Annotated in this window: 20 protein-coding genes; 13 read left to right on the forward strand and 7 right to left on the reverse strand. The window is 67.6% G+C overall.

Translation table 11 applies throughout. The annotated features are described in order from the left end of the window. Positions 1-66 precede the first annotated feature (66 nt). The 6 genes from FRZ61_RS13280 to FRZ61_RS13305 all read right to left on the reverse strand — a co-directional run bounded on the left by FRZ61_RS13280 (position 67) and on the right by FRZ61_RS13305 (position 6,290). Positions 67-432: a DUF6867 family protein gene (locus FRZ61_RS13280; RefSeq protein ID WP_151118182.1), complete on the reverse strand. Its 366-nt coding sequence runs from the start codon at positions 430-432 to the stop codon at positions 67-69. Positions 433-452: 20 nt separating this feature from the next. Next, positions 453-1,163, reverse strand: a complete 711-nt coding sequence (locus FRZ61_RS13285; protein ID WP_151120810.1) for an ABC transporter ATP-binding protein — start codon at positions 1,161-1,163, stop codon at positions 453-455. A 67-nt stretch (positions 1,164-1,230) separates the two neighbouring features. Beyond that, a complete protein-coding gene (locus FRZ61_RS13290) occupies positions 1,231-2,115 on the reverse strand; it encodes an ABC transporter ATP-binding protein (protein ID WP_151118183.1) in 885 nt (294 codons plus the stop codon). After that, positions 2,112-3,638 (reverse strand): high-affinity branched-chain amino acid ABC transporter permease LivM, encoded by a 1,527-nt coding sequence (livM, locus tag FRZ61_RS13295; protein ID WP_225308790.1) that lies wholly within the window; start codon positions 3,636-3,638, stop codon positions 2,112-2,114. Before livM ends, FRZ61_RS13290 begins: the two co-directional genes overlap by 4 nt. Before the next feature lie 4 nt (positions 3,639-3,642). Continuing rightward, complete coding sequence (locus FRZ61_RS13300) at positions 3,643-4,560, reverse strand: ABC transporter permease subunit (RefSeq protein WP_151118184.1); 918 nt, start codon at positions 4,558-4,560, stop codon at positions 3,643-3,645. A gap of 371 nt (positions 4,561-4,931) precedes the next feature. Beyond that, a complete protein-coding gene (locus FRZ61_RS13305; protein WP_225308791.1) occupies positions 4,932-6,290 on the reverse strand; it encodes a branched-chain amino acid ABC transporter permease in 1,359 nt (452 codons plus the stop codon). 92 nt (positions 6,291-6,382) lie between these two features. Between FRZ61_RS13305 and FRZ61_RS13310 the strand changes: the two genes are divergently transcribed. The 10 genes from FRZ61_RS13310 to FRZ61_RS13355 all read left to right on the forward strand — a co-directional run bounded on the left by FRZ61_RS13310 (position 6,383) and on the right by FRZ61_RS13355 (position 16,351). Next, a complete protein-coding gene (locus tag FRZ61_RS13310; protein WP_151118185.1) occupies positions 6,383-7,048 on the forward strand; it encodes a CGNR zinc finger domain-containing protein in 666 nt (221 codons plus the stop codon). A gap of 142 nt (positions 7,049-7,190) precedes the next feature. Continuing rightward, a complete protein-coding gene (locus FRZ61_RS13315) occupies positions 7,191-8,411 on the forward strand; it encodes an acyl-CoA dehydrogenase (RefSeq protein ID WP_151118186.1) in 1,221 nt (406 codons plus the stop codon). A 29-nt stretch (positions 8,412-8,440) separates the two neighbouring features. Further along, entirely contained in the window at positions 8,441-8,974 is a 534-nt protein-coding gene (locus FRZ61_RS13320; RefSeq protein WP_151118187.1) for a cysteine hydrolase family protein, read from the forward strand. Between the two features lie 194 nt (positions 8,975-9,168). Then, a complete protein-coding gene (locus FRZ61_RS13325; protein WP_151118188.1) occupies positions 9,169-10,227 on the forward strand; it encodes an isopenicillin N synthase family dioxygenase in 1,059 nt (352 codons plus the stop codon). 43 nt (positions 10,228-10,270) lie between these two features. Further along, on the forward strand, positions 10,271-11,608 hold the full coding sequence (locus tag FRZ61_RS13330; RefSeq protein WP_151118189.1) for an O-acetylhomoserine aminocarboxypropyltransferase/cysteine synthase family protein: 1,338 nt from the start codon (positions 10,271-10,273) through the stop codon (positions 11,606-11,608). Positions 11,609-11,661: 53 nt separating this feature from the next. Further along, on the forward strand, positions 11,662-12,693 hold the full coding sequence (locus FRZ61_RS13335) for an ABC transporter substrate-binding protein (protein ID WP_151118190.1): 1,032 nt from the start codon (positions 11,662-11,664) through the stop codon (positions 12,691-12,693). Positions 12,694-12,705: 12 nt separating this feature from the next. Next, positions 12,706-13,728 carry an ABC transporter permease gene (locus FRZ61_RS26625; RefSeq protein ID WP_151118191.1) on the forward strand — a complete coding sequence of 341 codons (1,023 nt, stop codon included), beginning with the start codon at positions 12,706-12,708 and terminating at the stop codon, positions 13,726-13,728. Further along, a complete protein-coding gene (locus FRZ61_RS13345) occupies positions 13,722-14,549 on the forward strand; it encodes an ABC transporter ATP-binding protein (RefSeq protein WP_225308792.1) in 828 nt (275 codons plus the stop codon). Before FRZ61_RS26625 ends, FRZ61_RS13345 begins: the two co-directional genes overlap by 7 nt. Continuing rightward, positions 14,546-14,854 carry a hypothetical protein gene (locus FRZ61_RS13350; protein WP_151118193.1) on the forward strand — a complete coding sequence of 103 codons (309 nt, stop codon included), beginning with the start codon at positions 14,546-14,548 and terminating at the stop codon, positions 14,852-14,854. The genes FRZ61_RS13345 and FRZ61_RS13350 overlap by 4 nt, the downstream gene beginning before the upstream one ends. 147 nt (positions 14,855-15,001) lie before the next feature. Further along, entirely contained in the window at positions 15,002-16,351 is a 1,350-nt protein-coding gene (locus FRZ61_RS13355) for a glutamine synthetase family protein (protein WP_151118194.1), read from the forward strand. Between the two features lie 96 nt (positions 16,352-16,447). Here FRZ61_RS13355 and FRZ61_RS13360 read toward each other — a convergent pair whose 3' ends face one another. Beyond that, positions 16,448-16,675, reverse strand: coding sequence for a hypothetical protein (locus FRZ61_RS13360; RefSeq protein WP_151118195.1), 228 nt, complete (start codon positions 16,673-16,675; stop codon positions 16,448-16,450). 436 nt (positions 16,676-17,111) lie between these two features. Here FRZ61_RS13360 and FRZ61_RS13365 point away from each other — a divergent pair, with 436 nt between their 5' ends. The 3 genes from FRZ61_RS13365 (at position 17,112) to FRZ61_RS13375 (ending at position 22,151) form a co-directional block, all read left to right on the forward strand. Continuing rightward, positions 17,112-18,503: an aspartate aminotransferase family protein gene (locus tag FRZ61_RS13365; RefSeq protein ID WP_151118196.1), complete on the forward strand. Its 1,392-nt coding sequence runs from the start codon at positions 17,112-17,114 to the stop codon at positions 18,501-18,503. A gap of 31 nt (positions 18,504-18,534) precedes the next feature. Further along, positions 18,535-19,932 (forward strand): aminotransferase, encoded by a 1,398-nt coding sequence (locus FRZ61_RS13370; protein ID WP_151118197.1) that lies wholly within the window; start codon positions 18,535-18,537, stop codon positions 19,930-19,932. Positions 19,933-20,015: 83 nt separating this feature from the next. Beyond that, a complete protein-coding gene (locus tag FRZ61_RS13375; protein ID WP_151118198.1) occupies positions 20,016-22,151 on the forward strand; it encodes an O-linked N-acetylglucosamine transferase, SPINDLY family protein in 2,136 nt (711 codons plus the stop codon). The last annotated feature ends 15 nt before the right edge of the window (positions 22,152-22,166 follow it).

Here is a 22,166-nt window from a genome sequence, read left to right on the forward strand (position 1 = left end):
CACCCGCCATAGGCGCGGCAATTCGTTTCGGGTCATCCGAAGGGAGGAACCCAAGGCCCTGGCCCCTCAGGAGATTTCCTTCCAGCCGAAAAGCCCGGCCCGGGCATAGAGCCAGGGATACTGGGTCACCATCTTGCGCGCCCGGGTCAGCCGGTGGGCGATCAGGGCGATCCCGCAGAGCACAATGGCGTGGCTGACATAGCCGACGATCGGGCCGAGATCGGAGAAGCTCAAGGGGACGATCCGGGCCGCGAACAGGAAGTTGTCGGCCAGCCGCTCCGCCACCGTCAGCAGGAGGCCGTAGGTGACGTTCTGCCAGGCCGGCCGCCAGGTTTCGCCCAGCGCCTGCCCCATCAGGAACGAGGCCCCGCCGAAGAGGATGACCGTCAGGCCGATGAAGACCGGGATGGATTCGCCGAGGATATAGTCCATGGATCCGCTCCTTCAGGTCCTCAATGCCCGCCTTCGAGATAGGCCGACCGCACCTCGCTGTTGGCGAGGAGCTCGCGGCCGCTACCCGACATGGTGATCTGGCCGTTGACCATCACATAGCCGCGATGGGCGAGGCGCAGCGCGTGATAGGCGTTCTGCTCCACCAGGAAGACGGTCATGCCCTCGGTGCGGTTGATGTCGCGGATGACCTCGAAGATCTGACGCACGATCAGCGGCGCCAGCCCCAGCGAGGGCTCGTCCAGCAGCAGCAGGCGCGGCCGGCTCATCAGCGCCCGTCCGATCGCCAGCATCTGCTGCTCGCCGCCCGAGAGCGTGCCGCCGCGCTGGCCCTGGCGCTTCTTCAGGATCGGGAACAGCGTGAAGATGCGCTCGAGATCGCCCGCGAAGTGGGCCTCGTCGGTGGTGAGCGCCCCCATCTGGAGGTTCTCCATCACCGTCATGCGCGGAAAGATGCGCCGGCCCTCCGGCGATTGCGCGATGCCGAGGCGCATGATCTGGAAGGTCGGCAGGCGGGTGATGTCCTTGCCTTCGAAGACGATGCTGCCCGCGCGTGCCGCCGGCGTGCCGCAGATCGTCATCAACAGCGTGGATTTGCCGGCGCCGTTGGAGCCGATCAGGGTCACGATCTCGCCCTGCCGCACATCGAGATCGACGCCCTTCAGGGCCTCGATCTGGCCGTAAAACGTGTGGATGCCCCGGATCTGCAGCATGGTGGCCCCGGTTGCGGGGGCGGCGGCGGTCGCGGGTTTCGTCTGCATGTCGCTCACGTCCGGGCCCTCATTTCTTCGGGAGCCCGAGATCCCGCGCCACCTCGCTCGGCAGCGCCTCGTCCTCCTCCTCGCCCAGATAGGCGCGGATGACGGCGGGATCCTTGCGGATCTGCTCCGGCGTGCCGTCGGCGATCTTGCGGCCGTAATCGAGCACCACGATGTGGTCCGAGATCTCCATCACCACGCTCATGTCATGCTCGATCAGGAGGATGCCGATCTTGTGCTCGGCGCGGATCCAGAGCAGCAGCTCGTTGAGCTCGGCCGATTCATGGGCGTTGAGACCCGCCGCCGGCTCGTCGAGGCAGAGGATCACCGGCTCGGTGCACATGGCACGCGCGATCTCGAGCCGGCGCTGGCCGCCATAGGGAAGGCCGCCCGCCGGCTTGTCGGCGCTGTCGACCAGGTCCACCTTCTCGAGCCAATGCTTCGCCAGCTCCACCGCCCGGCGCTCGGCCTGCCGGTAGCCGCCGAGCCCGAGGAGCGCGGTCACGCTGAAACCCGAGGCGCGCATCAGCTTGTTGTGCTGGGCGACGATCAGGTTCTCCAGCACCGACATGCCGGGAAAGAGGCGGATGTTCTGGAAGGTGCGCGCAACCTTGGCGCGCTGGGCGATGCGGAAGCCGTCGATCTGCTCCAGCAGGAAGCGGCCATGCGGCGCCGCGAGCGTCAGCCGCCCGACCGTGGGCTTGTAGAAGCCGGTCAGGCAGTTGAAGACCGTGGTCTTGCCGGCGCCGTTGGGACCGATGATCGCCGTGATCTGCTCGGGTTTCGCTTCGAACGAAACGTCGTCGATCGCGACCAGCCCGCCGAAGCGCATGGTCAGATGCTCGACCCGCAGCAGCGGCTCGTCCGCCGTCCGGGGCGCCGCCTGGGTTGCCGTCGCGGCGCTCATGGCTTGCCCCCTCCTCCGCCCGCATTCTTGGGATGCAGGCGGATGGTCGGGTCGCGATGGGCGAGCAGGCCGCCCGGTCGCCAGATCATGATCAGCACCATGCCGATGCCGAAGGCCAGCATGCGGTAGTCCTTGAGCTCGCGGAACAGCTCGGGCAGGCCGATCAGAACGGCCGCGGCCAGCACGATGCCGACTTGGCTGCCGAGGCCGCCCAGCACGACGATCGCGAGGATGACCGCGGATTCGATGAAGACGAAGCTCTCCGGGCTGACGAAGCCCTGGCGCGCGGCGAAGAAGGAGCCTGCGAAGCCCGCGAACATGGCGCCGCAAGCGAAGGCCGTGAGCTTGGTGTTGGTGGGATTGATGCCGAGCGCGCGGCAGGCGGTCTCGTCCTCGCGCAGGGCTTCCCAGGCGCGGCCCAGCGGCAGCCGTCGGATGCGCAGCGTGAAGAAGTTGGTGATCAGCGCGCAGGCGAGGATGAGATAATAGAGGAAGACGATGCGCCAATAGGGATTGTAGGTGACCTCGGTGCCGAGCAGCTTGCTGAAGAGGTCATAGACCGTCATGCCGCCGTCGGGCGCGGTCCGCTCGAAGGTGAAGCCGAAGAACGAGGGCCGGGCCACCTTGTTGATGCCGTTGGGGCCGCCCGTCACCCACCACCAGTTGATCAGGATGATGCGGATCATTTCGCCGAAGCCCAGCGTCACGATGGCGAGATAGTCGCCGCGCAGGCGCAGGACCGGGAAGCCCAGCAGCAGGCCGAAGGAGGCGGAGAGCATGCCGGCGATCGGCAGGCAGAGCCAGAAGCTCCAGCCGAAATCGGCCGCGAACATGGCGTAGCTGTAGGCGCCGACCGCGTAGAAGGCGACATAGCCCAGATCGAGCAGGCCGGCGAGGCCCACCACGATGTTCAGGCCCCAGCCCAGCATGATGTAGGTCACGACCAGCGTGCAGATGTCGATGACCTTGCGCTTGGAGGCGCCCATCGGCAGCCAGGGCAGCACGATGGCGAAGATGACCAGGATGACGGCGATGACCGGCACGAGCTGGCGGACCGCGGCCCCCATCTGCTGGGCGACCGTGGGTTTCGCCGAGACGCGGCCGCGGTTGCGGGCCTGCCAGGCGATCTGCGCCGCGCGGATGCAGATGACCGCCGGCACGATGGCGGCACCCCAGTCGATCGTGATCGACTTGAAGGGCAGCAGCATATGGGCCAGCGCCACATCCTCCTCGAGGATCAGCGAGGCCACCAGCACCACCGTCACCACGCCCGATCCGATCAGCGCCGGGATCGGGCGGCCGGCCCGCATCAGGCTGATGGCCATCGAGCCGAAGAAGACGCCGATGACGGCGACGAAGACCTCGGTATAGCGCGTCTCGAAGGTGAGCTGGCCGGTCGAGCTGACGGTCTCGATGCCGACGATGCTGCAGGCCAGGAGGAAGGTGACGACGGCGGCGAGGGCTGCTTTCTTCAGGATCTCCTGCATGTCGAGCGCGGCAGGATTCTGGGTCGTGACCGCCATGGGATCAGACCTTCTCGATCTCGGGTCGGCCGAGCAGGCCGGTCGGGCGGAAGATCAGCACCATGACCAGCACGGTGAAGGCCGCGACGTCCTTGTACTCGACGGTGAAATAGGCCGACCAGAACACCTCGATCAGGCCGATCAGGAGCCCGCCCAGCATGGCGCCCGGCATCGAGCCGATGCCGCCCAGCACGGCCGCGGTGAAGGCTTTGATGCCGGCGACGAAGCCGATATAGAAATCGATCACGCCGTAATAGAGCGTCACCATCAGGCCGGCGACGGCGGCGAGCGCCGCGCCGATGATGAAGGTCGTGGCGATGGTGCGGTTGATGTTCACGCCGAGGAGCGAGGCCATCTTCATGTCCTGCTCGCAGGCGCGCTGCTGCCGGCCGAGGGAGGTCCGGGTGATCAGCATGGTGAAGCCGAACATCAGCGCCACCGTGATCAGCATGATCGTGATCTGCAGGTAGCTGAGCTCGACGGTGAAGCCTTCCTTCTCCATCAGCGTGAAGCCGCCCGAGATCGGCGGCGGCGTCAGCGGCTTGCCGCGGGCACCCTGGAGCAGCAGCACGAAGTTCTGCAGGAAGATCGACATGCCGATCGCGGAGATCAGCGGCGCCAGCCGCGTCGAGCCGCGCAGGGGCCGGTAGGCCACGCGCTCGACCGACCAGCCATAGACCGCCGTCAGCAGCACCGCGACGATCAGCACGATCAGGAGCGCCAGCGGCACCCAGGTGATGCCGAGATAGCCCAGCACCAGGAAGCAGATCAGCGCGTTGAAGGCGCCGATCATGTAGATGTCGCCATGGGCGAAATTGATCATGCCGATGATGCCGTACACCATCGTGTAGCCGATCGCGATCAGCCCGTAGACGCCGCCCAGCGTCAGGCCGTTGATCAGCTGCTGAAGGAAATATTCCATGCTGCTTCCCCGCGGACGACCCGCGAAGGAGGCACCGGCAACAGCCGGCGGCCGTCGCTCACACCACGCGCCGTAAGCGCGCGGCATGCGTCGCCGCCCGAAAAAGTGCTGAAGAGCGCGGACAGCCGCGCCCTGGCCGGAAAGCCTCCCCTCACGCTCGTTCCCGAGCCGGTCCCTGTTTTGATCGTTATGCCAGCGGTTGGTTCCGCGCTTGGCCTTTCGACCCCTATAGCCCAGCGCCGGGAAGACCAGCAAGCGGGTTTTTGCAGATTGGTGACCGGACCAACCGGCCAACCACGCGGAAAAACCCGTAGCCGGGATGTTAATGAAGCCGATATCGGCGACCGCGGCAGGACAAAGGGCCATGGCCGTCAGACCCGCTCGTCCGCCGACGTCGTCTTCAAGGTGCCCAGCAACCCGCCCGGCCTGAACCAAAGCACCAGCACGAGCACGGTGAAGACGGCGATATCCTTCCAGGCGCCGCCCACCAGTGCGGAGGTGAAGGTCTCCGTGAGCGCGATCAGCATGCCGCCGACCACGGCGCCGGGCAGCGAGCCGATCCCGCCCAGCAGGGCCGCGGTCAGCGCCTTGAAGGCGATCAGCGTGCCCATGTGGAAATTGATCACCCCATACTGGGCACCGGCGAAGAGGCCCGCGGCCCCGGCCAGCGTGCCGCCGATCACGAAGGTGGCGGCGATGACACGATCGACATCGACGCCCAGCAGCCGGGCCATCGCCGGGTCCTGCGCGCAGGCCCGCTGCTGGCGGCCGAAACGGGTGCGCATGCTGATCCACCAGAGCAGCGCCAGCATCGCCACGGTGGCGCCGGCGACCATGGCATGGCCCTCGTTGAGATAGAGGTCGAAACCATGGCCGGTAACGAGCGGCCAGCTCTGCAGCTCCTCGACCAGGAGATAGCGGGTCTTGGCGCCCTGGAGCAGCCGCACCGATTCCTTGAGCACGATCGAGAGGCCGATCGCCGCGATCAGCGGCACGGTCGGGGGCGCGCCGCGCAAGGGCCGGAACACCATGCGGTCCATCGCCCAGCCATAGGCGGCCGAGACGACCAGGCCGCCGGCGAGAATCAACAGCAGCACGCCCGTGCCGGTCTGGCCGAGGAGATAGAGCGCCGCCGCGTTGCTCAGCAGAATGAAATAGGCGCCCAGCATATAGACCTCGCCGAAGGCGAAGTTGATGGCGCGGGTGATGCCGTAGACCAGCGTGAATCCCAGCGCGATCAGCGCGTAGACGCAGCCCAGCGAGATCGCGTTGATGCCCTGCTGGAGGTAGTAGAGCGCCGTGGCCTGGGACGTGCGCGGCGCCTTCGGCGCGCCGTCGGGCGGAATCAGGTCCTCGAGATGCTCGAGCTTGAAGAGCTGCTGGATCTCGTAGCGGCTCATCGTCCCGTAATGGCTGGTGTCGAGCTGCTGCAGCTGCCAGGCATCCTCCTCGCTATGGCGCGGCAGGAAATAGCAGACGATCCAGCCGTCCTTTTCCGCCCCGGACTCCGAATGCCACTCGATCCGGACGACGTTCACCTCGCCCAGCCCCTTGCCGTCGCTTTCGACGCTGATCGAGAGCGGCGAGCGGTCGAAGGCGCGCACCATGTCCTGGCAGTGGGAGATGGCCGTGCCCTCGGCCCGCGCCATGCCCGGCAGCGAAAGCGCCAGCAGCGGCCCGAGGAACAGGAGAGCCCAGATCGTCCGGTACCCGATGCGTCGGGTGTTCATCGCCTGGCGCCCGCCCCTGCGCCCATCGAGGCTCGCCTTCGCGGCCTCTGTTATGTTACCGTTTAAATCACGTTAGACGGTATCAACCTGTCATGCAACGCCACCGGGAAGCCTTACCGAAAAGAGAGGATGAGCCGCCGAGCCGGGCCGGCAGCCTCGCCCTCATCGCCGGCGCACCCTGTCTCGATTTCGCCAACACCAGCAGCGGCCGCGGCAGTCCCCATCATCTCGAGCATCTGCGCAGCTACGAGCTGCTGCTGGTCTGGGGCGAGCATGCCGGGCTGCTGAGCGCGCCCCTCCACCGGACCCTGTCGGCGCGGGCCGAGGCCGAGCCGGCCGCCGCTGCGCGCGTGCTGCAGCGGGGGCTCGCGTTGCGCGAGGCCATCCATGGCATCGCCTCCGCCCTCGCCCATCATGAGCCGCTGCCGGCCGACGCGCTCGCCATCCTCAACCGGGAACTATCCCGGGCGATGGGCCAGGCAAGACTGCATGCGGCGGAATCCGGCTTCGCCTGGGACTGGTCGGAGAGCGAGCCGGCGCTCGATCGCCCGCTCTGGCCGATCGCGCGCTCCGCGGCCGAGCTCCTCGCGGGTGGCGGGCTCGACCGGGTCAAGCAATGCGGCGGCCAGCATTGCGGCTGGGTCTTCCTCGACCTCACCAAGAACGGACGCCGGCGCTGGTGCGAGATGGAGGTCTGCGGCTCGCGCGCCAAGGTCCGGCGCTATCGCGAGCGGCAACGCCAGGCCGGCGCTGCCTGAAGCCGGTTATCGCTGCATAACCAACGGTTTCCACGGCGATGCGCGATCCCGCCCCTTTTCCCTTGCGGGCCGCATGGGCAGGGGCGCCAACTCATGCTAAGAGACCGGTTTCCAAGCCCTGAACCGTCGCAGGAGACCCGCGATGACCGCCGCCGGCGCCACGCAGAAAGCCCATTCCTCCAAGTCGCATCGCCCCGAGTTCCAGTGGGAGGATCCGCTGCTGTTCGACGAGCAGCTGACGGAGGAGGAACGGCTGATCCGCGACACGGCGCGCGGCTATTGCCAGGAAAAGCTGATGCCGCGCGTGCTCGAGGCCAACCGCAAGGAGCGGTTCGACCGCGAGATCATGAACGAGCTGGGCGAGCTGGGGCTGCTGGGCTCGACCATCGAGGGCTATGGCTGCGCCGGCGTGAATTACGTGAGCTACGGCCTGATCGCGCGCGAGGTGGAGCGGGTCGATTCCGGCTACCGCTCGGCCATGAGCGTGCAGTCGAGCCTCGTCATGCACCCGATCCATGCCTACGGCACCGAGACGCAGCGCCAGAAATACCTGCCGCGCCTCGCCAAGGGCGAGCTGGTCGGCTGCTTCGGCCTGACCGAGCCCGATGCCGGCTCCGATCCCGGCAGCATGCGCACCCGCGCCCGCAAGGTGGATGACGGCTACATCCTCAAGGGCGCCAAGATGTGGATCACCAATTCGCCGATCGCCGACGTGATGGTGGTCTGGGCCAAGGACGACAGCGGCCAGATCCGCGGCTTCATCCTCGAGCGCGGCATGAAGGGCCTGACCACGCCCAAGATCGAGGGCAAGTTCTCGCTGCGGGCCTCGGTCACGGGCGAGATCGCGATGGCCGACGTGTTCGTGCCCGAGGAGAACCTGCTGCCCAACGTCTCGGGCCTCAAGGGCCCCTTCGGCTGCCTCAACAATGCGCGCTACGGGATCGGCTGGGGTGCCTTGGGTGCCGCCGAGTTCTGCTGGCAGGCCGCGCGCAACTACACGCTCAACCGCCAGCAGTTCGGCCGGCCGCTCGCCGCCAACCAGCTCGTCCAGAAGAAGCTCGCCGACATGCAGACCGAGATCGCGCTGGGCCTGCAGGCCTGTCTGCGCGTCGGCCGGCTCAAGGACGAGGGCAAGGCGGCGCCCGAGATGATCTCGCTCATCAAGCGCAATTCCTGCGGCAAGGCGCTCGAGATCGCCCGCACCGCGCGCGACATGCATGGCGGCAACGGCATCTCGGACGAGTTCCACGTGATCCGTCATGTGATGAATCTCGAGGCGGTCAACACCTACGAGGGCACGCACGACGTCCATGCCCTCATCCTCGGCCGCGCCCAGACGGGGATCCAGGCGTTCAGCGCCTGAGAGAGGCTACGCTACCGAGGGAGGTCGGCATGACGACGGCACTCGTGGTCATCGATGTCCAGAACGGCATGTTCGAGAGCGATCCACCGCCCTATCGCGGCGACGTGGTGCTGTCGCGGATCGCGGGGCTGCTCGACCGTGCCCGTGCCGCGGGCACGCCGGTCTTCCATGTCCAGCATGACGGCGGCCCCGGCGATCCGCTCGCCAAGGGCACGCCGGGTTTCGACCATCACCCGATGGTGGCGCCCCGGGGCGGGGAGCCGGTCATCGAGAAGCGCCGCGTCAACGCCTTCCAGGACACCGACTTCCATGCCCGGCTGCAGCAGGCCGGCATCGACCGGCTGATCATCGCCGGGCTGCAGACGGAATATTGCGTCGACACCGCCTGCCGCGTCGCGGTGGGGCTGGGCTACAAGGTCGCCCTGGTCGCCGATGCCCATTCCACCTTCGACAGCACCGAGCTCCCGGCCGAGCGCATTGTCGCACACCACAACAACACGCTCGGCGGCGGGTTCGTCGAGCTGGTGACGAGCGACAAGGTGGCATTCCAAGCAGCGCGCTAGCGGCTTCGATTTGGCCGGGTTTTTCAGCGCGCGGTTGCCGGCCCGCCGGGACCCGAGCCAGGCCATAAGCGCGGCTAAAGCCTCCGCTCAGTTTTCATCGTTTGTCTGCGCCGCCGCCGGGATTTCATGCTCGGCCCCATGAACAACCCCCGATGGTGGCGGCCGCCGGCCGCTCGTCGGGCCGGGAACCGGTCATGGGCATTATCCCGCCAAAACAGACGCTGCCGACGCTCGACCTCGCCCGGCTCGATGCCGGGCCGTCGGAGCGACAGGCCTTCCTCGAGGAGCTGCGCGAGACCGCCCGCGAGCTCGGCTTCTTCTACCTGACCGGGCACGGCATTTCGCCCAGCCTGATCAATGAGGTGCTGACGCTCTCGCGGCGTTTCTTCGATCTGCCGGAAGCGGACAAGCTGTCGATCGAGATGGTCAACTCGCCGCATTTCCGCGGCTATAACCGCGCCGGGCTCGAGCACACGCGCGGGCTGCCGGACTGGCGCGAGCAGATCGATATCGGCGCCGAGCGCGAAGCCCTCCCCTTCGATCGCTCGGCGCCGCCCTGGACCCGGCTCCAGGGCCCCAACCAGTGGCCCGCGGCCCTGCCCGGGCTCAAGGCGCCGTTGCTGCGCTACCAGGCGGAAGCGACGGCGCTCGGAATCCGGGTGACGCGCGCCTTCGCGGCCTCGCTCGGCCAGCCCGACGACGTGTTCGAGCCGATCTATACGCCGGCACCCAACCAGCTCCTGAAGATCATCCGCTATCCCGGCCGCGCGGAAGGCGAAGGCGACCAGGGGGTCGGCGCCCACAAGGACAGCGGCTTCGTCACGGTACTGCTGCAGGACACCGAGCCGGGGCTGCAGGTCGAGACCGGGCAGGGCTGGATCGACGCGCCGCCCGTACCGGGAACTTTCATCATCAATGTCGGCGAGCTCCTGGAGATGGCGACCGGCGGCTATCTGCGCGCCAACCAGCATCGCGTCGTCTCGCCCCCGGCGGGCAAGGACCGTCTCTCGGTCGCCTTCTTCCTCGGCGCCCGGATGGATTCGACCGTGCCCCTCCTGACCCTGCCGCCCGAGCTCGCCGCCCGGGCGCGCGGCCTGACCCAGGACCCGCTCAATCCGCTCTTCCAGGAAGTGGCGAAGAACTTCCTCAAGAGCCGGCTGCGCTCCCATCCCGATGTGGCGCGGCGCCATCACTGGGACCTGCTCGATCCCAAGGACCGGCAGGGCGACCTGCCCAAAGCTTCCGCCTACTGAACCGCCCACCGCCCTTCCCGGCTTGGCAACAGGAGATGCCGTCATGACCACCGATTCCCGGAACTTCGAGACCCTGGCGCTCCATGGCGGCACCTATCGGGCCGATCCCGTCTCCGGCGCCGTCGCGGTGCCGCTCTACCAGACGACCTCCTACCAGTTCCAGAACACCGACCACGCCTCGCGCCTGTTCGCGCTCGAGGAGCTCGGGAACATCTACACCCGCGTCCAGAACCCGACCCAGGACGCCTTCGAGCAGCGCATCGCCGCGATCGAGGGCGGTGCCGCGGCGCTCGCCGTCGCCTCCGGCCAGGCGGCCTCGGCCTATGCGGTGCTGAACCTCGCCCAGGCCGGCGACAATATCGTCGTCTCGACCGACCTCTATGGCGGCACGGTCACGCTCTTCTCGCAGACGCTGAGGCAATTCGGGATCGAGGCCCGCTTCGTCGACCCGTCGGACCCGGAGAATTTCCGCCGCGCGACCGACGCCAAGACCCGCGCCTATTACGCCGAGACGCTGCCCAATCCCAAGCTGCATGTGCTGGCGATCAAGGAAGTCGCCGATATCGGGCGTTCGCTGGGCGTGCCGCTGATCGTCGATAACACCGCGGCGCCGCTGATTGCGCGGCCGTTCGAGCATGGCGCCGCCGTGGTGGTGCATTCCAGCACGAAATATATCGGCGGCCACGGCACCTCGATCGGCGGCGTGCTGATCGACGGCGGCAATTTCCCGTGGGAACAGCATGCCGAGCGCTTCCCGCTGCTGACCCAGCCCGATCCCGCCTACCACGGCGCGATCTGGACCGAGGCCGCCAAGCCGCTGGGGCCGATCGCTTTCCTGCTGCGTGTGCGGGTGAAGCTCCTGCGCGATCTCGGCGCGGCGGTCTCGCCCTTCAACGCCTGGCAATTCATCCAGGGGCTGGAGACGCTGCCCTTGCGCGTGCAGCGGCACAACGAGAACGCGGTCAAGGTCGCCAACTTCCTGACCAATCACGAGCAGGTCGAGAACGTGATCTTCCCGGGCCTCCAGAGCGGCAGGCTGCGCGAGCGCGCGGACAAATATCTCAAGGGCGGCTATGGCGGACTGGTGGGCTTCGAGCTCCGCGGCGGCGTCGAGGCCGGCCGGCGCTTCATCGATGCGCTCAAGCTTCTCTATCACGTCGCCAATATCGGCGACGCGCGGTCGCTGGCGATCCATCCGGCCTCGACCACCCACCAGCAGCTCTCGCCCGAGGAGCAGCTCGCGGCCGGGGTCACGCCCGGTTATGTGCGGCTCTCGGTCGGCATCGAGCATGTGGACGACATCATCGCCGACATCCGCCAGGCCCTCGACGCGGCGGGCCGCGCCGCCGGTACCGGCCCGGTGGCGAAGGCGGCGGAATAAGGATCCAGCCAACAAGGGCGCGCGGTCCCCGCGCGCCAGCAAGGGAGGAAGAGATGACCGAGGCGACGAACAAACGGGCTTCCGATGTCTCGCGGCGGCGGCTGCTGCAATATGCGGGGGCGACGGGTGCCGCCGCGTCGCTCGCCTTCGCCGGGCGCGGCCTCCTGGACTCGGCCGATGCGGAGGAGCCGACCAAGCTCAAGGTCGCCTGGGCGCAGGGCGCCGCCTGCCACTCGCCCCTCGCCTTCGCCCAGTCCAAGGGCATCTTCGCCAAGCACGGGCTCGATGTGGAGCTGATCAATTTCAGCGGCTCGACCCAGCAGCTCCTCGAATCCATCGCCACCGGCAAGGCCGATGCCGGAATCGGACTGCTGCTCTCCTGGCTCAAGCCGCTGGAGCAGGGCTTCGACGTCAAGCTCATCGCCGGCACCCATAGCGGCTGCATGCGCCTGCTGGCCGCCCCCGACGCCGGCATCGCCAAGGTCGAGGACCTCAAGGGCAAGATCGTGGCGGTCTCCGACCTCGCGAGCCCGGCGCGCGACGCCTTCGTCGTGACGCTCGCCAAGGCCGGCATCGACCCCGACAAGGAGGTCGAGTGGAAGGTGTTCCCGGCCGATCTCCTCGGCACCGCCGTCGAGAAGGGCGAAGCCCAGGCGGTGGCCCATCTCGATCCGGAGACCTACCGCTTCAAGAAGCAGAACCACCTGATCGAGATCGCGAACACGCAGTCGGGCGTCTATGCCGACCGCACCTGCTGCGTGGTCGGTGCCGGCGGCCCGCTGCTCAAGAACGATCTGCCGGCGGTGCGCAAGCTGGTCGAGGCCGTGCTGGAGGTCCATGAATACACGGCCGCGCATCCCCGCGAGATCGCGCAGAACTATTACGACGAGTTCAAGCCCTCGGTCTCCGTGGACGACCTGACCGAGATGCTGAGCGCGCTACCCTATCACCATCATCCGGCCGGGGCGCCTTTGACCGCCGAGATCAAGCTCGCGGTCGACGACCTGAAGCTGGTCAAGGTGTTCAAGCCTTCGCTCGACTCCGCGGCCTTCGCTTCGGACATCACCTTCAACGTCCTGGCCTGATCCGCTCCCGCGATGAGCGAGGCCACCGCGGACAAGCCCTGGGGCGGCGCATCGACACTCAATGCGGCGTCCCGGGCATCCGCGCGGCAAGGAGGCACCTGGTGGCTGGGCGCTGTCGCCGGGCTGGCCTGGCTGCTGGCGGCGGCCGTCACGGTCGCCTGGCCGGATCTCCATGACTGGGAGAGCACGCATCAGGTTGCGATCGCCGAGACCGCGGTCGGCGCTTGGCTCCTGCTGCTCGGCGCGCTCTCGCCCTGGCTCCCGCTTCCAGGCCGGCGGCTGCGCTATTGGGGGCCCTGGCTCCTGGCGCTGGGGCTGGGCTTCGCACTCTGGCAGGTCGCGACCGCCAAGTTCGGCTGGCTGCCCCGGCCCTTCTTCGCGCCGCCCCAGGGCATCGTCGATGTCTTCATCGAGGATTGGCCGCGCCTGCTCGAATGCGTCTGGCGCTCGCTGTTCCTCTGGGGCACGGGCTACTTCTTCGGCGTGACCCTCGGCTTCCTGCTCGGCACCGCCATCGGCTGGTCGCGCCTCGCCGCCTACTGGATCCAGCCGGTGCTGAAGCTGATCGGGCCGGTGCCGGCCAATGCCTGGATCCCGATCGTCTTCTTCGTCTTCCCGACCACTTTCAGCGGCAGCGTGTTCCTGATCGCGCTGGCCTCGGGCATCCCGGTCACGATCCTCACCTGGTCGGGCATCGCCTCGGTCGGCAATGCCTATTACGACGTGGCCCGCACGCTGGGCGCCAGCAACCGGTTCCTGATCCTCAAGGTCGCGGTGCCGGCGGCGATGCCGCATGTCTTCGTCGGGCTGTTCATGGGGCTCTACAGCTCCTTCGCCGTGCTGGTGGTGGCCGAGCTCCTGGGCGTGAAGGCGGGGCTCGGCTGGTATATCCAATGGGCCACCGGCTGGGCCGCCTACGCCAATGTCCATGCGACGCTGATCATCATGGCGCTGCTCTGCTCCGGCCTGGTGAAGCTGCTGTTCCTGGTCCGCGACCGGACCCTCTCCTGGCAGCGCGGGGTGGTGCGGTGGTAGCGGCCGGCCGAGCGATATTGGCCGGCAATCCCGGCCAGGCGATCTCGCTGCGAGAGGTCTCGCATGGCTATGACCTCGACCGGGGCCATGTCGCCGTGCTCGACCGCCTCACGCTCGAGGTGAAGCCGGGCGAGTTCGTCGCGATCCTCGGCGCCTCGGGTTGCGGGAAATCGACGCTGCTGCGGCTGATCGCGGGGCTGGAACGGCCGCGCGCCGGCCAGATCCTCGTCGATGGCGAGCCGGTGGCCAAGCCGGACCCGTCGCGGATCCTGGTGTTCCAGGACCCCACGCTCTATCCCTGGCGCTCGGTCCGCAAGAATGTCGCGCTGGGTCTCGAGGCCCGCCGTCTGCTGCCGGCGCAGTGGCAGCGCGTCGACGACACGATCTCGCTGGTGCGGCTCGAGGCCTTCGCATCGGCCTATCCCCATCAGCTCTCGGGCGGCATGGCCCAGCGCGCGGCCCTGGCCCGCGCGCTCGTCAACGACCCACGGGTCCTGCTGCTCGACGAGCCCCTGGGCAAGCTCGACGCGCTGACGCGCATGACCATGCAGGGCGAGATCGAGGCGCTCTGGCAGCGCGCCGGCTTCACCGCCCTCCTCGTCACGCACGACATCGAGGAAGCCCTGCTGCTCGCCTCTCGGATCATCCTGCTGAGCGACCGGCCGGCGCATATCGTACGGAAGGTGGCGATCGACCGTCCCTACCCGAGGCGGCGCGACGATCCCTCGTTGAGCGCGCTGCGGCAGGAAATCCTCGCCACGCTCGGCGTCGGCGCCGTCGCGCAGGACGCCGGCATCATCGGCAAGGCGGAGGGATCATGACCGGACGCCATCGCCGGATCCTGGTGGTGCTCCTCGCCGGTCTCGGCCTGGCCGCCCTCCTGGCCGCGACCGGCTGGTGGTGGCTGATCTTCCGCCAGGTGATCGAATATGGCTACCTGACCTTCGGCGGTGCCGCCGCCTGCATCGTCAACAAGACCGACATCTGCGAATTGGTGATGTCGCTCTGCGGCGCGCGCCATCCCTTCGGTGTCGCGCGCTATTCGCCGGCACTGTTCTGGCTCGGCCTCGCGATCCTCTCGGCGAGCCTGATCGCGGGCCCGTCGCGCAGCTTGTCGCGCCGCTAGCGTAAAGCCGGCGGCAAGGCCGCGGAAATCCACAAGGTCAAGTCCCTTTCTGTCGCGGTTTTTGTTCCTATCCGCGCCCGCCTTGCCTTCGCGTCCGGGGCCATGCCATCCTGACGCCCGCCGAATTCGGCCAATCCCGGTAGTATCATGAAACAATTGGAAGAATTTCTCGCCGAGCGCAAGATCGACGAGGTCGAATGCCTCGTTGCCGACATGTCGGGCATCGCCCGCGGCAAGATCCTGCCCGCGAAAAAGTTCATCAAGAGCACGCGCGACGACAATCTGCGCCTGCCCGAGAGCATCTATCTGCAGACCGTCACCGGCGAATATCCGGACGACGACGAGAACTCGATGGCGACGGACCAGGATCCGGACATCTATCTGCGCCCGGATCCCGACACGATCTCGCTCGTCCCCTGGTACAAGGAGCCGACGGCGCAGGTCATCAACGACGCCTATTATGCCGAGGACAAGCCGGTCGACATCGCCTCGCGCTATGTGCTGAAGCGCGTGCTCGAGCTCTATGACGAGCGCAACTGGCGGCCCGTCGTGGCGCCCGAGCTGGAATTCTTCCTGGTCCAGGTCAACACCGACCCCGACCTGCCGCTGCAGCCGCCGATCGGCGCTTCGGGCCGGCCCGAGACCGGGCGGCAATCCTACGGCATCGACGCCACCAACGAGTTCGATCCCATCTTCGAGGATGTGTACGACTTCTGCGAGACCATGGGCCTCGACATCGACACGCTGACGCACGAGGCCGGTGCGGCGCAGATGGAGATCAACTTCAACCATGGCGATCCGCTCTGGCTCGCCGACCAGGCCTTCCTGTTCAAGCGCACGGTCCGCCACGCCGCCATGCGCCACAATGTCTATGCCACCTTCATGGCGAAGCCCCTGGCGAACGAGCCCGGCAGCTCGATGCATATCCACCAGTCGGTGGTGGACAAGCGCTCGGGCCGGAATCTCTTCTCCCATCGCGACGGCAGCGACAGTGCCCTGTTCCGCTCGCATGTGGCGGGGCTGCAGCGCTACCTGCCGCAGGTGATGCCGCTGCTGGCTCCCAACGTGAACTCCTATCGCCGGCTGCAGCCCTATCTCGACGCCCCCATCAACGTCCATTGGGGCGTGGACAACCGTTCGGTCGGCCTGCGCGTGCCGATCTCGAGCGCCGCGGGCCGGCGCATCGAGAACCGGCTCGCCGGCGCCGACGCCAACCCCTATCTCGCGATCGCGGCCTCGCTCGCCAGCGGCTATCTCGGCATGATCGAGCGCTTGAAGCCCACCAAGCAGGTCGAGGGCTCGGCCTATCGCCTCGCCCACACCCTGCCGCGCACGCTCTATGACGCGCTCAACCGCTTCAACGCCTGCCGGCAGATCAAGCCGATCCTGGGCGAGCGCTTCTGCCAGGCGGTCGATTTCGTGAAACGCGCCGAGCTCGAAGCCAATTCGCGCGTGATCAGCTCCTGGGAACGCGAGCATCTGTTGTTGAACGTGTGATTTTGACCCCAGTCGTCATCCCCGCGAAAGCGGAAATGACGATGATGGGCGATCCTTCCGCCTCGCCCACCGATGCCGCCTTTAGGGTCTCTCGAGTCAGGACTTTGTCGCTCGGCGCAGGCTGCGCCCGCCCCACCAGAGCAGCAGGCTCGCAACGGCGAAGCCGGCAATGAGGATGAGCGCATCGTCGCTGAGGCCGCCGCTGCCGCCCGCGCCCAGCGTGCGGATGTCGGAAAAGACCAGCGCGAAGAGGAAGCCGATCAGGGCCGCGAGGCCCGACAGGACGGCCAGGGCCATCAGGATCAGCCCGAACGTGGATTTCATGACGGTTCCATGGCGCCGCGCGGAAGAAGCGCCTGTGAATTCTTTCAGCCTCCCGGCCTCGCGGGACCGGTCTCGAAGGTCGTTGCACCTATAGCATAGCCAGACCCGCCCGGCCTGCATGGCCGGCCGCTTCCCGCCGCAAAGGCCCCATGCTAGGCTCCCCGCCAGCGATGCAGGAAACGATCCGCCCCGTCGCGGGGCCGGTCGGCCCCGAGGGCCGGTCGGGCGCCCGCTCCGTCAGACCCCGCCGCGCCGGCGAAGACACGGCGCGCTCGCGGCAGACGGAGCTGCTCATCCTCTGCGCCCGCATCGGCTTCAACCCATAAGGCATTAGACCCGGACGTCCGGCTCCGGCCGCGCCCTGCCCTTGCCTTTTCGCAGGCGGCGGCCGCTCTCCCTATGCTTGCAACCGATCGCTCCTGGAAGGATTCACCCCATGGCTCAGGCCGCACGCCGCAACTCCACCGCCGAATGGCAGGCGCAGGATCTGGCGCATCACCTCCATCCCTTCACCGACCAGCATGCGCTGCCCGGCCACGGCGTGCGCGTCATCGCGCGGGCGGAGGGCACCTATCTGTTCGATTCCGACGGGCGCCGGCTGCTCGACGCCTTCGCCGGCCTCTGGTGCGTCAATCTCGGCTATGGCCGCAAGGAGCTGGCCAAGGTCGCCTATGACCAGATGATCGAGCTGCCCTACTACAACACCTTCTTCAAGACCACGACGCCGCCCGCGGCCGAGCTCTCGAAGATCCTCGCCGACATCACGCCCAAGGGCCTCGACCGCGTCTTCTACGGCCTGTCCGGCTCGGATGCCAACGACACCATCGCCCGGATGGCGCGCCATTACTGGAACCTGATGGGCAAGAAGACCAAGAAGACCATCATCGGGCGCCATAACGGCTATCACGGCTCGACCATGGCCGCGGCCTCGATGGGCGGCATGACCTATATGCACGCCATCGCCGACCTGCCGCTGCCGGGCTTCGTCCATATCCAGCAGCCCTATTGGTATGGCGAGGGCGGCGATCTCAGCCCCGCCGAGTTCGGCCGCAAGGCGGCCAAGGCGCTCGAGGACAAGATCCTGGAGCTGGGGCCCGAGAACTGCGCCGCCTTCGTCGGCGAGCCGATCCAGGGCGCCGGCGGCGTGATCATCCCGCCCGAGACCTACTGGCCCGAGATTCAGCGCATCTGCAAGCAGTACGATCTGCTCGTCATCGCCGACGAGGTGATCTGCGGCTTCGGGCGCACCGGCTACTGGTTCGCCTCCGAGCATTTCAAGATCGAGCCCGACTTCATGACGCTGGCCAAGGGCCTGACCTCGGGCTATCTGCCGCTTTCGGCCGTCATGGTGGGAAAACGCGTGGCCGACGTGATCGCCGGCGACAAGGGCGGCGAATTCAATCACGGCTATACCTATTCCGGTCACCCCGTCTCCTGCGCGGTCGCGATCGAGAATATCCGCCTCCTGCGCGAGGAAGGGCTCGTGACCCGCGTCCATAACGAGACCGGCCCCTATCTCGCCAAGCGGCTCCAGGAACTGAAGGACCATCCGCTGGTGGGCGAGGTCCGCACGCTGGGCTTCATCGGCGCGATCGAGCTGGTCAAGGACAAGGCCAAGCGGCAGTTCTTCAAGCCGGTCGGCGAGGTCGGCACCATCTGCCGCGATCATTGCTTCGCCAACGGCCTGGTGATGCGCGCCACGCGCGATACCATGCTGCTCTCGCCGCCGCTGCTCTGGACGGCCGCCCATGTGGACGAGTTCATGGAGCTCACCCGCAAGGCGCTCGACCTGACGCTCACCGACGTAAAGAAGAAGGGATGGCTGTGATCCCCTGATCGCAGCACGGAGGAAACGACCCATGCGCAACCTGAAATATGACAGCAAAGCCCTCTGGCGGATGGACCGGGATCACTATGTCCACCCCTGGACCGATTTCTCGACCTTCAAGGAGACCGGCTCCGATGTCATCGCCGAAGGCGACGGCATCTATGTGTTCGACGCCGACGGCAAGCGCTATATCGACGGCATCGGCGGGCTCTGGTGCGTCAATATCGGCTATGGCCGCGAGGAGATGGCCCAGGCGCTGGCCGAGCAGGCGCGGCGCATCTGCTACTACTCGACCTTCACCCACCTGACGACGCCGCCCGCGGCCGAGCTGGCGGCGAAGCTGGCGCAGCTCGCCCCCGGACCGCTGAACCATGTCTTCTACACGACCGGCGGCTCGGAATCGAACGACGCTATCGCCCGGTTCATCGCCTTCTACTTCAACCGCCTCGGCAAGAAATCGAAGAAGAAGATCATCGCCCGGACCGACGGCTATCACGGCTCGACGCTGCTCACGGCGACCATCACCGGCGTGGCGTTCGACAAGATCGGCTTCGACACGATCGAGGATCTGGTCCACCACATCCCCTGCCCCAACCCCTATCGCCGGCCCGAGGGCATGACGGTCGAGGAATTCGGCGACCAGTGCATCGCCGATCTCGAGAACAAGATCCTCGAGCTGGGGCCGGAGAACGTCGCCATGTTCTTCGCCGAGCCGATCATGGGCGCGGGCGGCGTGATCGTGCCCCCGCCCGGTTATCACAAACGCGCTAAGGAGGTCTGCGCCAAATACGAGGTGAAATACATCTCCGACGAGGTGGTGACGGGCTTCGGCCGCCTCGGCCATTTCTTCGCCTCGAAGGATAATTTCGACCTGCAGCCGGACGTCATCACCACCGCCAAGGGCATCACCTCGGGCTATCAACCGCTCGGCGCCATCCTGCTGTCGGACGAGATCTACGACGTGATCAGCGTGCCCCAGGAGAAGGGCGCGATGCTCACCAACGGCTTCACCTATTCCGGCCATCCGATCGCCTGCGCGGCGGGGCTCAAGAACATCGAGATCATGGAACGCGAGGATATCTGCGGCCATGTGCGCGAGGTCGGGCCCTATTTCAAGAAGCGGCTCGAGAGCCTCTACGACCTGCCGATCGTGGGCGACGTGCGCGGCAGCCATTTCATGCTCTGCGTCGAATTCGTCGCCGACCGGAAGACCAAGGCGCTGCTGCCGCCCGAGGCCGCCATCGGCAACCGCATCTCGCGGCTCGCCCAGGAACGCGGCGCCATCATCCGCCCGATCGGCCATCTCAACGTGATGTCGCCGCCGCTCACCATGACCAAGGCGCAGGTCGACGACCTGGTGGAGATCATCCGCCAGTCCGCCACCCTCGCCATGGACGAGCTCAAGCGCGAGAAGCTCTGGAACGGCTGAGGCCGCCCGGCTCCTGCGGACCTATGGGCGCCGTCCTGACGCCGCCCATAGGTCCGTTAAGCTTTCGGGGCTAAGCTCCCGCCATGGGGGAGCAGACGACACCCGGCCTCGATCTGGCCATCGGCCATCTGCGGTCCGGCCGACCGGCCGAGACGGCCGCGATCTGCCGCGCGCGGCTCGCGGCCGATCCCGCCGATTTCGAGGCCTGGCATCTGCTGGGCGTCGCCCGCACGATGCTGGGAGAGACCCGGCCCGCCATCGAGGCCCTGACCCGCGCCGTCGAGCTCCGGCCCGACCATGCCGAGGCGAACCGGAACCTGGGCGCGCTCCTGGCGCAGGGCAAGCGCTTCGGGGAGGCCATCCCCCATCTCGAGGTCGCGCATCAGGCGGCACCCGACAGCCGCGAGGCGATCATCTACCTGGCGCGAGCCTTGCGCGAGAGCGGCCAACCCGAACGCTCGGCAGGATTTCTCGAGCCCTATCTCGCGAGCCATCCGCAGGACGCCGAGGCCTGGTACCAGCTCGCCCTGGCGCTCGCCGGGATACATCGGCCAGCCGAGGCGATCGGCGCGGCCCAGCGTGCGCTGGCGATCAAGCCGGACCATGTCGAGGCCGAGCGGGCGCTTGCGGGCATCCATTTCAACGAGCGGGACTATGCGGCGGCGATCGCCGCCTGGCGCCGGGTGGCGGCGCTGCGGCCGCGCGATCCCGAGAGCCATCGCGGCCTCGCCAAGACACTGGCGGTCGACGGCCATATGGAGGAGGCCGACGCGGCGCTCGGACGCGTGCTGAGCCTGGCGCCGGACTGGGGCACCGAGATCAGGCGCGCCACGCTGCTGCGCCCGCTGATGCGCAGCCTTGCCGATATCGACGAGACGCGTCGGCGCTATGGCGACCGGCTGGCGGCCCTCGCGCAACGCCATCCGCAGCTACGGGATCCCAATGTCGAGGTCGCCGACTGCGTCGCCTTCTATCTCGCCTATCACGGCCGCGACGACCTGCCCCTGCAGCGCCAGCTCGCGGCGCTCTATCTCGACGCCTGCCCGGCCCTCGGCAGCGAGGCCCCGCATCTCCGGGACTGGCGCCCCCGTTCACGGCCCCGGATCGGCGTGGTCTCGACCAACCTCAACGCCCATACCGTCGGCTTCGTCACGCTGGGGTTGCTGCAGCAGTTCGACCGCAGCCGGTTCGAGCTGGTGCTGCTGCGCACGGCCCCGCCCTCGCCTTCGGCCACCCAGGCGAAGTTCAGCGCCTGCGCCGACCAGGACATCACTCTCCCGTCGAACCTCGCGGAAGCCCGGGCACGGATCGCGGCCGCCCAATGCGACCTCCTCTACTATCCCGATATCGGGATGGCGCCGCTCACCTACTTCCTGCTGTTCGCGCGCCTCGCCCCGGTGCAGGTCGTGGGCTGGGGCCATCCCGACACCACCGGCATCCCGAACGCGGATTACTGGATGTCCTCGGCGGTGTGGGAGCCGGCCGAGGCCGATGACCACTACACCGAGCGGCTGGTGCGGCTCGCCGCGCCGCCGATCCATTACGAGCCGCGCGTCTGGAACCCGCCGGCCCGGAGCCGCGCCGAGCTCGGGCTGCCGGAAACAGGCCGGCTCTATCTCTGCCCGATGAGCCTGTTCAAGATCCATCCGGGCTACGACCCGCTGTTGCGGCGCATCCTGCAGGAGGACCCCGAAGGCTGGCTGCTTTTCGCCAGCGGCCACAGCGTCAACTGGGACGAGGTGCTGAAGCAGCGCGTGGCGGCGGGCGACGAGCGGCTGGCGCGCCGCATCCTGTTCCTGCCGCGCTACGAGATCGCCGATTTCACGGCGCTGGGGCCGGTGGTCGATTGCCAGCTCGACCCGATCTATTTCGGCGGCGGCCGCACCAGCCTCGACATTTTCCATACCGGTGCCCCCATCGTCACCTGGCCCGGCCCCTTCATGCGCAGCCGCATCACCAGCGGCTTCTACCGCCGCATGGGCGTGACGGAGCTAGTCGCGCGCGGCCATGAGGATTACGTGGCCCTGGCGCTGCGCACCGCGAAGGACGATGATTTCCGCGAAGCGATGCGCCGCAGGATCCGCGAGCGGGCGGGCGCGCTCTACAAGACGGTCGGCGCCGTGCGCGAGGTCGAGGATTTCTTCGCCGCCGCCATCGCCGCGGCGGGAAACGGCCAGCCGTCCATCACCTGGAACCCGCCGGCCGCGACGCCCCCCTGATCCGCGAAGCGGAAG

Source organism: Hypericibacter adhaerens (assembly GCF_008728835.1).
Lineage (GTDB): Bacteria > Pseudomonadota > Alphaproteobacteria > Dongiales > Dongiaceae > Hypericibacter > Hypericibacter adhaerens.

What these genes read in the sequence shown, in the direction of transcription:
- FRZ61_RS13335 (WP_151118190.1), top strand. Translation starts at nt 11,662, where the DNA reads ATGACCGAGGCGACGAACAAACGGGCTTCCGATGTCTCGCGGCGGCGG.
- FRZ61_RS13330 (WP_151118189.1), top strand. Translation starts at nt 10,271, where the DNA reads ATGACCACCGATTCCCGGAACTTCGAGACCCTGGCGCTCCATGGCGGC.
- FRZ61_RS13350 (WP_151118193.1), top strand. Translation starts at nt 14,546, where the DNA reads ATGACCGGACGCCATCGCCGGATCCTGGTGGTGCTCCTCGCCGGTCTC.
- FRZ61_RS13355 (WP_151118194.1), top strand. Translation starts at nt 15,002, where the DNA reads ATGAAACAATTGGAAGAATTTCTCGCCGAGCGCAAGATCGACGAGGTC.
- FRZ61_RS13320 (WP_151118187.1), top strand. Translation starts at nt 8,441, where the DNA reads ATGACGACGGCACTCGTGGTCATCGATGTCCAGAACGGCATGTTCGAG.
- FRZ61_RS13325 (WP_151118188.1), top strand. Translation starts at nt 9,169, where the DNA reads ATGGGCATTATCCCGCCAAAACAGACGCTGCCGACGCTCGACCTCGCC.
- FRZ61_RS13285 (WP_151120810.1), bottom strand. Translation starts at nt 1,163, where the DNA reads ATGCTGCAGATCCGGGGCATCCACACGTTTTACGGCCAGATCGAGGCC.
- FRZ61_RS26625 (WP_151118191.1), top strand. Translation starts at nt 12,706, where the DNA reads ATGAGCGAGGCCACCGCGGACAAGCCCTGGGGCGGCGCATCGACACTC.
- FRZ61_RS13300 (WP_151118184.1), bottom strand. Translation starts at nt 4,560, where the DNA reads ATGGAATATTTCCTTCAGCAGCTGATCAACGGCCTGACGCTGGGCGGC.
- FRZ61_RS13290 (WP_151118183.1), bottom strand. Translation starts at nt 2,115, where the DNA reads ATGAGCGCCGCGACGGCAACCCAGGCGGCGCCCCGGACGGCGGACGAG.
- FRZ61_RS13315 (WP_151118186.1), top strand. Translation starts at nt 7,191, where the DNA reads ATGACCGCCGCCGGCGCCACGCAGAAAGCCCATTCCTCCAAGTCGCAT.
- FRZ61_RS13310 (WP_151118185.1), top strand. Translation starts at nt 6,383, where the DNA reads ATGCAACGCCACCGGGAAGCCTTACCGAAAAGAGAGGATGAGCCGCCG.
- FRZ61_RS13360 (WP_151118195.1), bottom strand. Translation starts at nt 16,675, where the DNA reads ATGAAATCCACGTTCGGGCTGATCCTGATGGCCCTGGCCGTCCTGTCG.
- FRZ61_RS13365 (WP_151118196.1), top strand. Translation starts at nt 17,112, where the DNA reads ATGGCTCAGGCCGCACGCCGCAACTCCACCGCCGAATGGCAGGCGCAG.
- FRZ61_RS13375 (WP_151118198.1), top strand. Translation starts at nt 20,016, where the DNA reads ATGGGGGAGCAGACGACACCCGGCCTCGATCTGGCCATCGGCCATCTG.
- FRZ61_RS13370 (WP_151118197.1), top strand. Translation starts at nt 18,535, where the DNA reads ATGCGCAACCTGAAATATGACAGCAAAGCCCTCTGGCGGATGGACCGG.
- livM (WP_225308790.1), bottom strand. Translation starts at nt 3,638, where the DNA reads ATGGCGGTCACGACCCAGAATCCTGCCGCGCTCGACATGCAGGAGATC.
- FRZ61_RS13305 (WP_225308791.1), bottom strand. Translation starts at nt 6,290, where the DNA reads ATGAACACCCGACGCATCGGGTACCGGACGATCTGGGCTCTCCTGTTC.
- FRZ61_RS13280 (WP_151118182.1), bottom strand. Translation starts at nt 432, where the DNA reads ATGGACTATATCCTCGGCGAATCCATCCCGGTCTTCATCGGCCTGACG.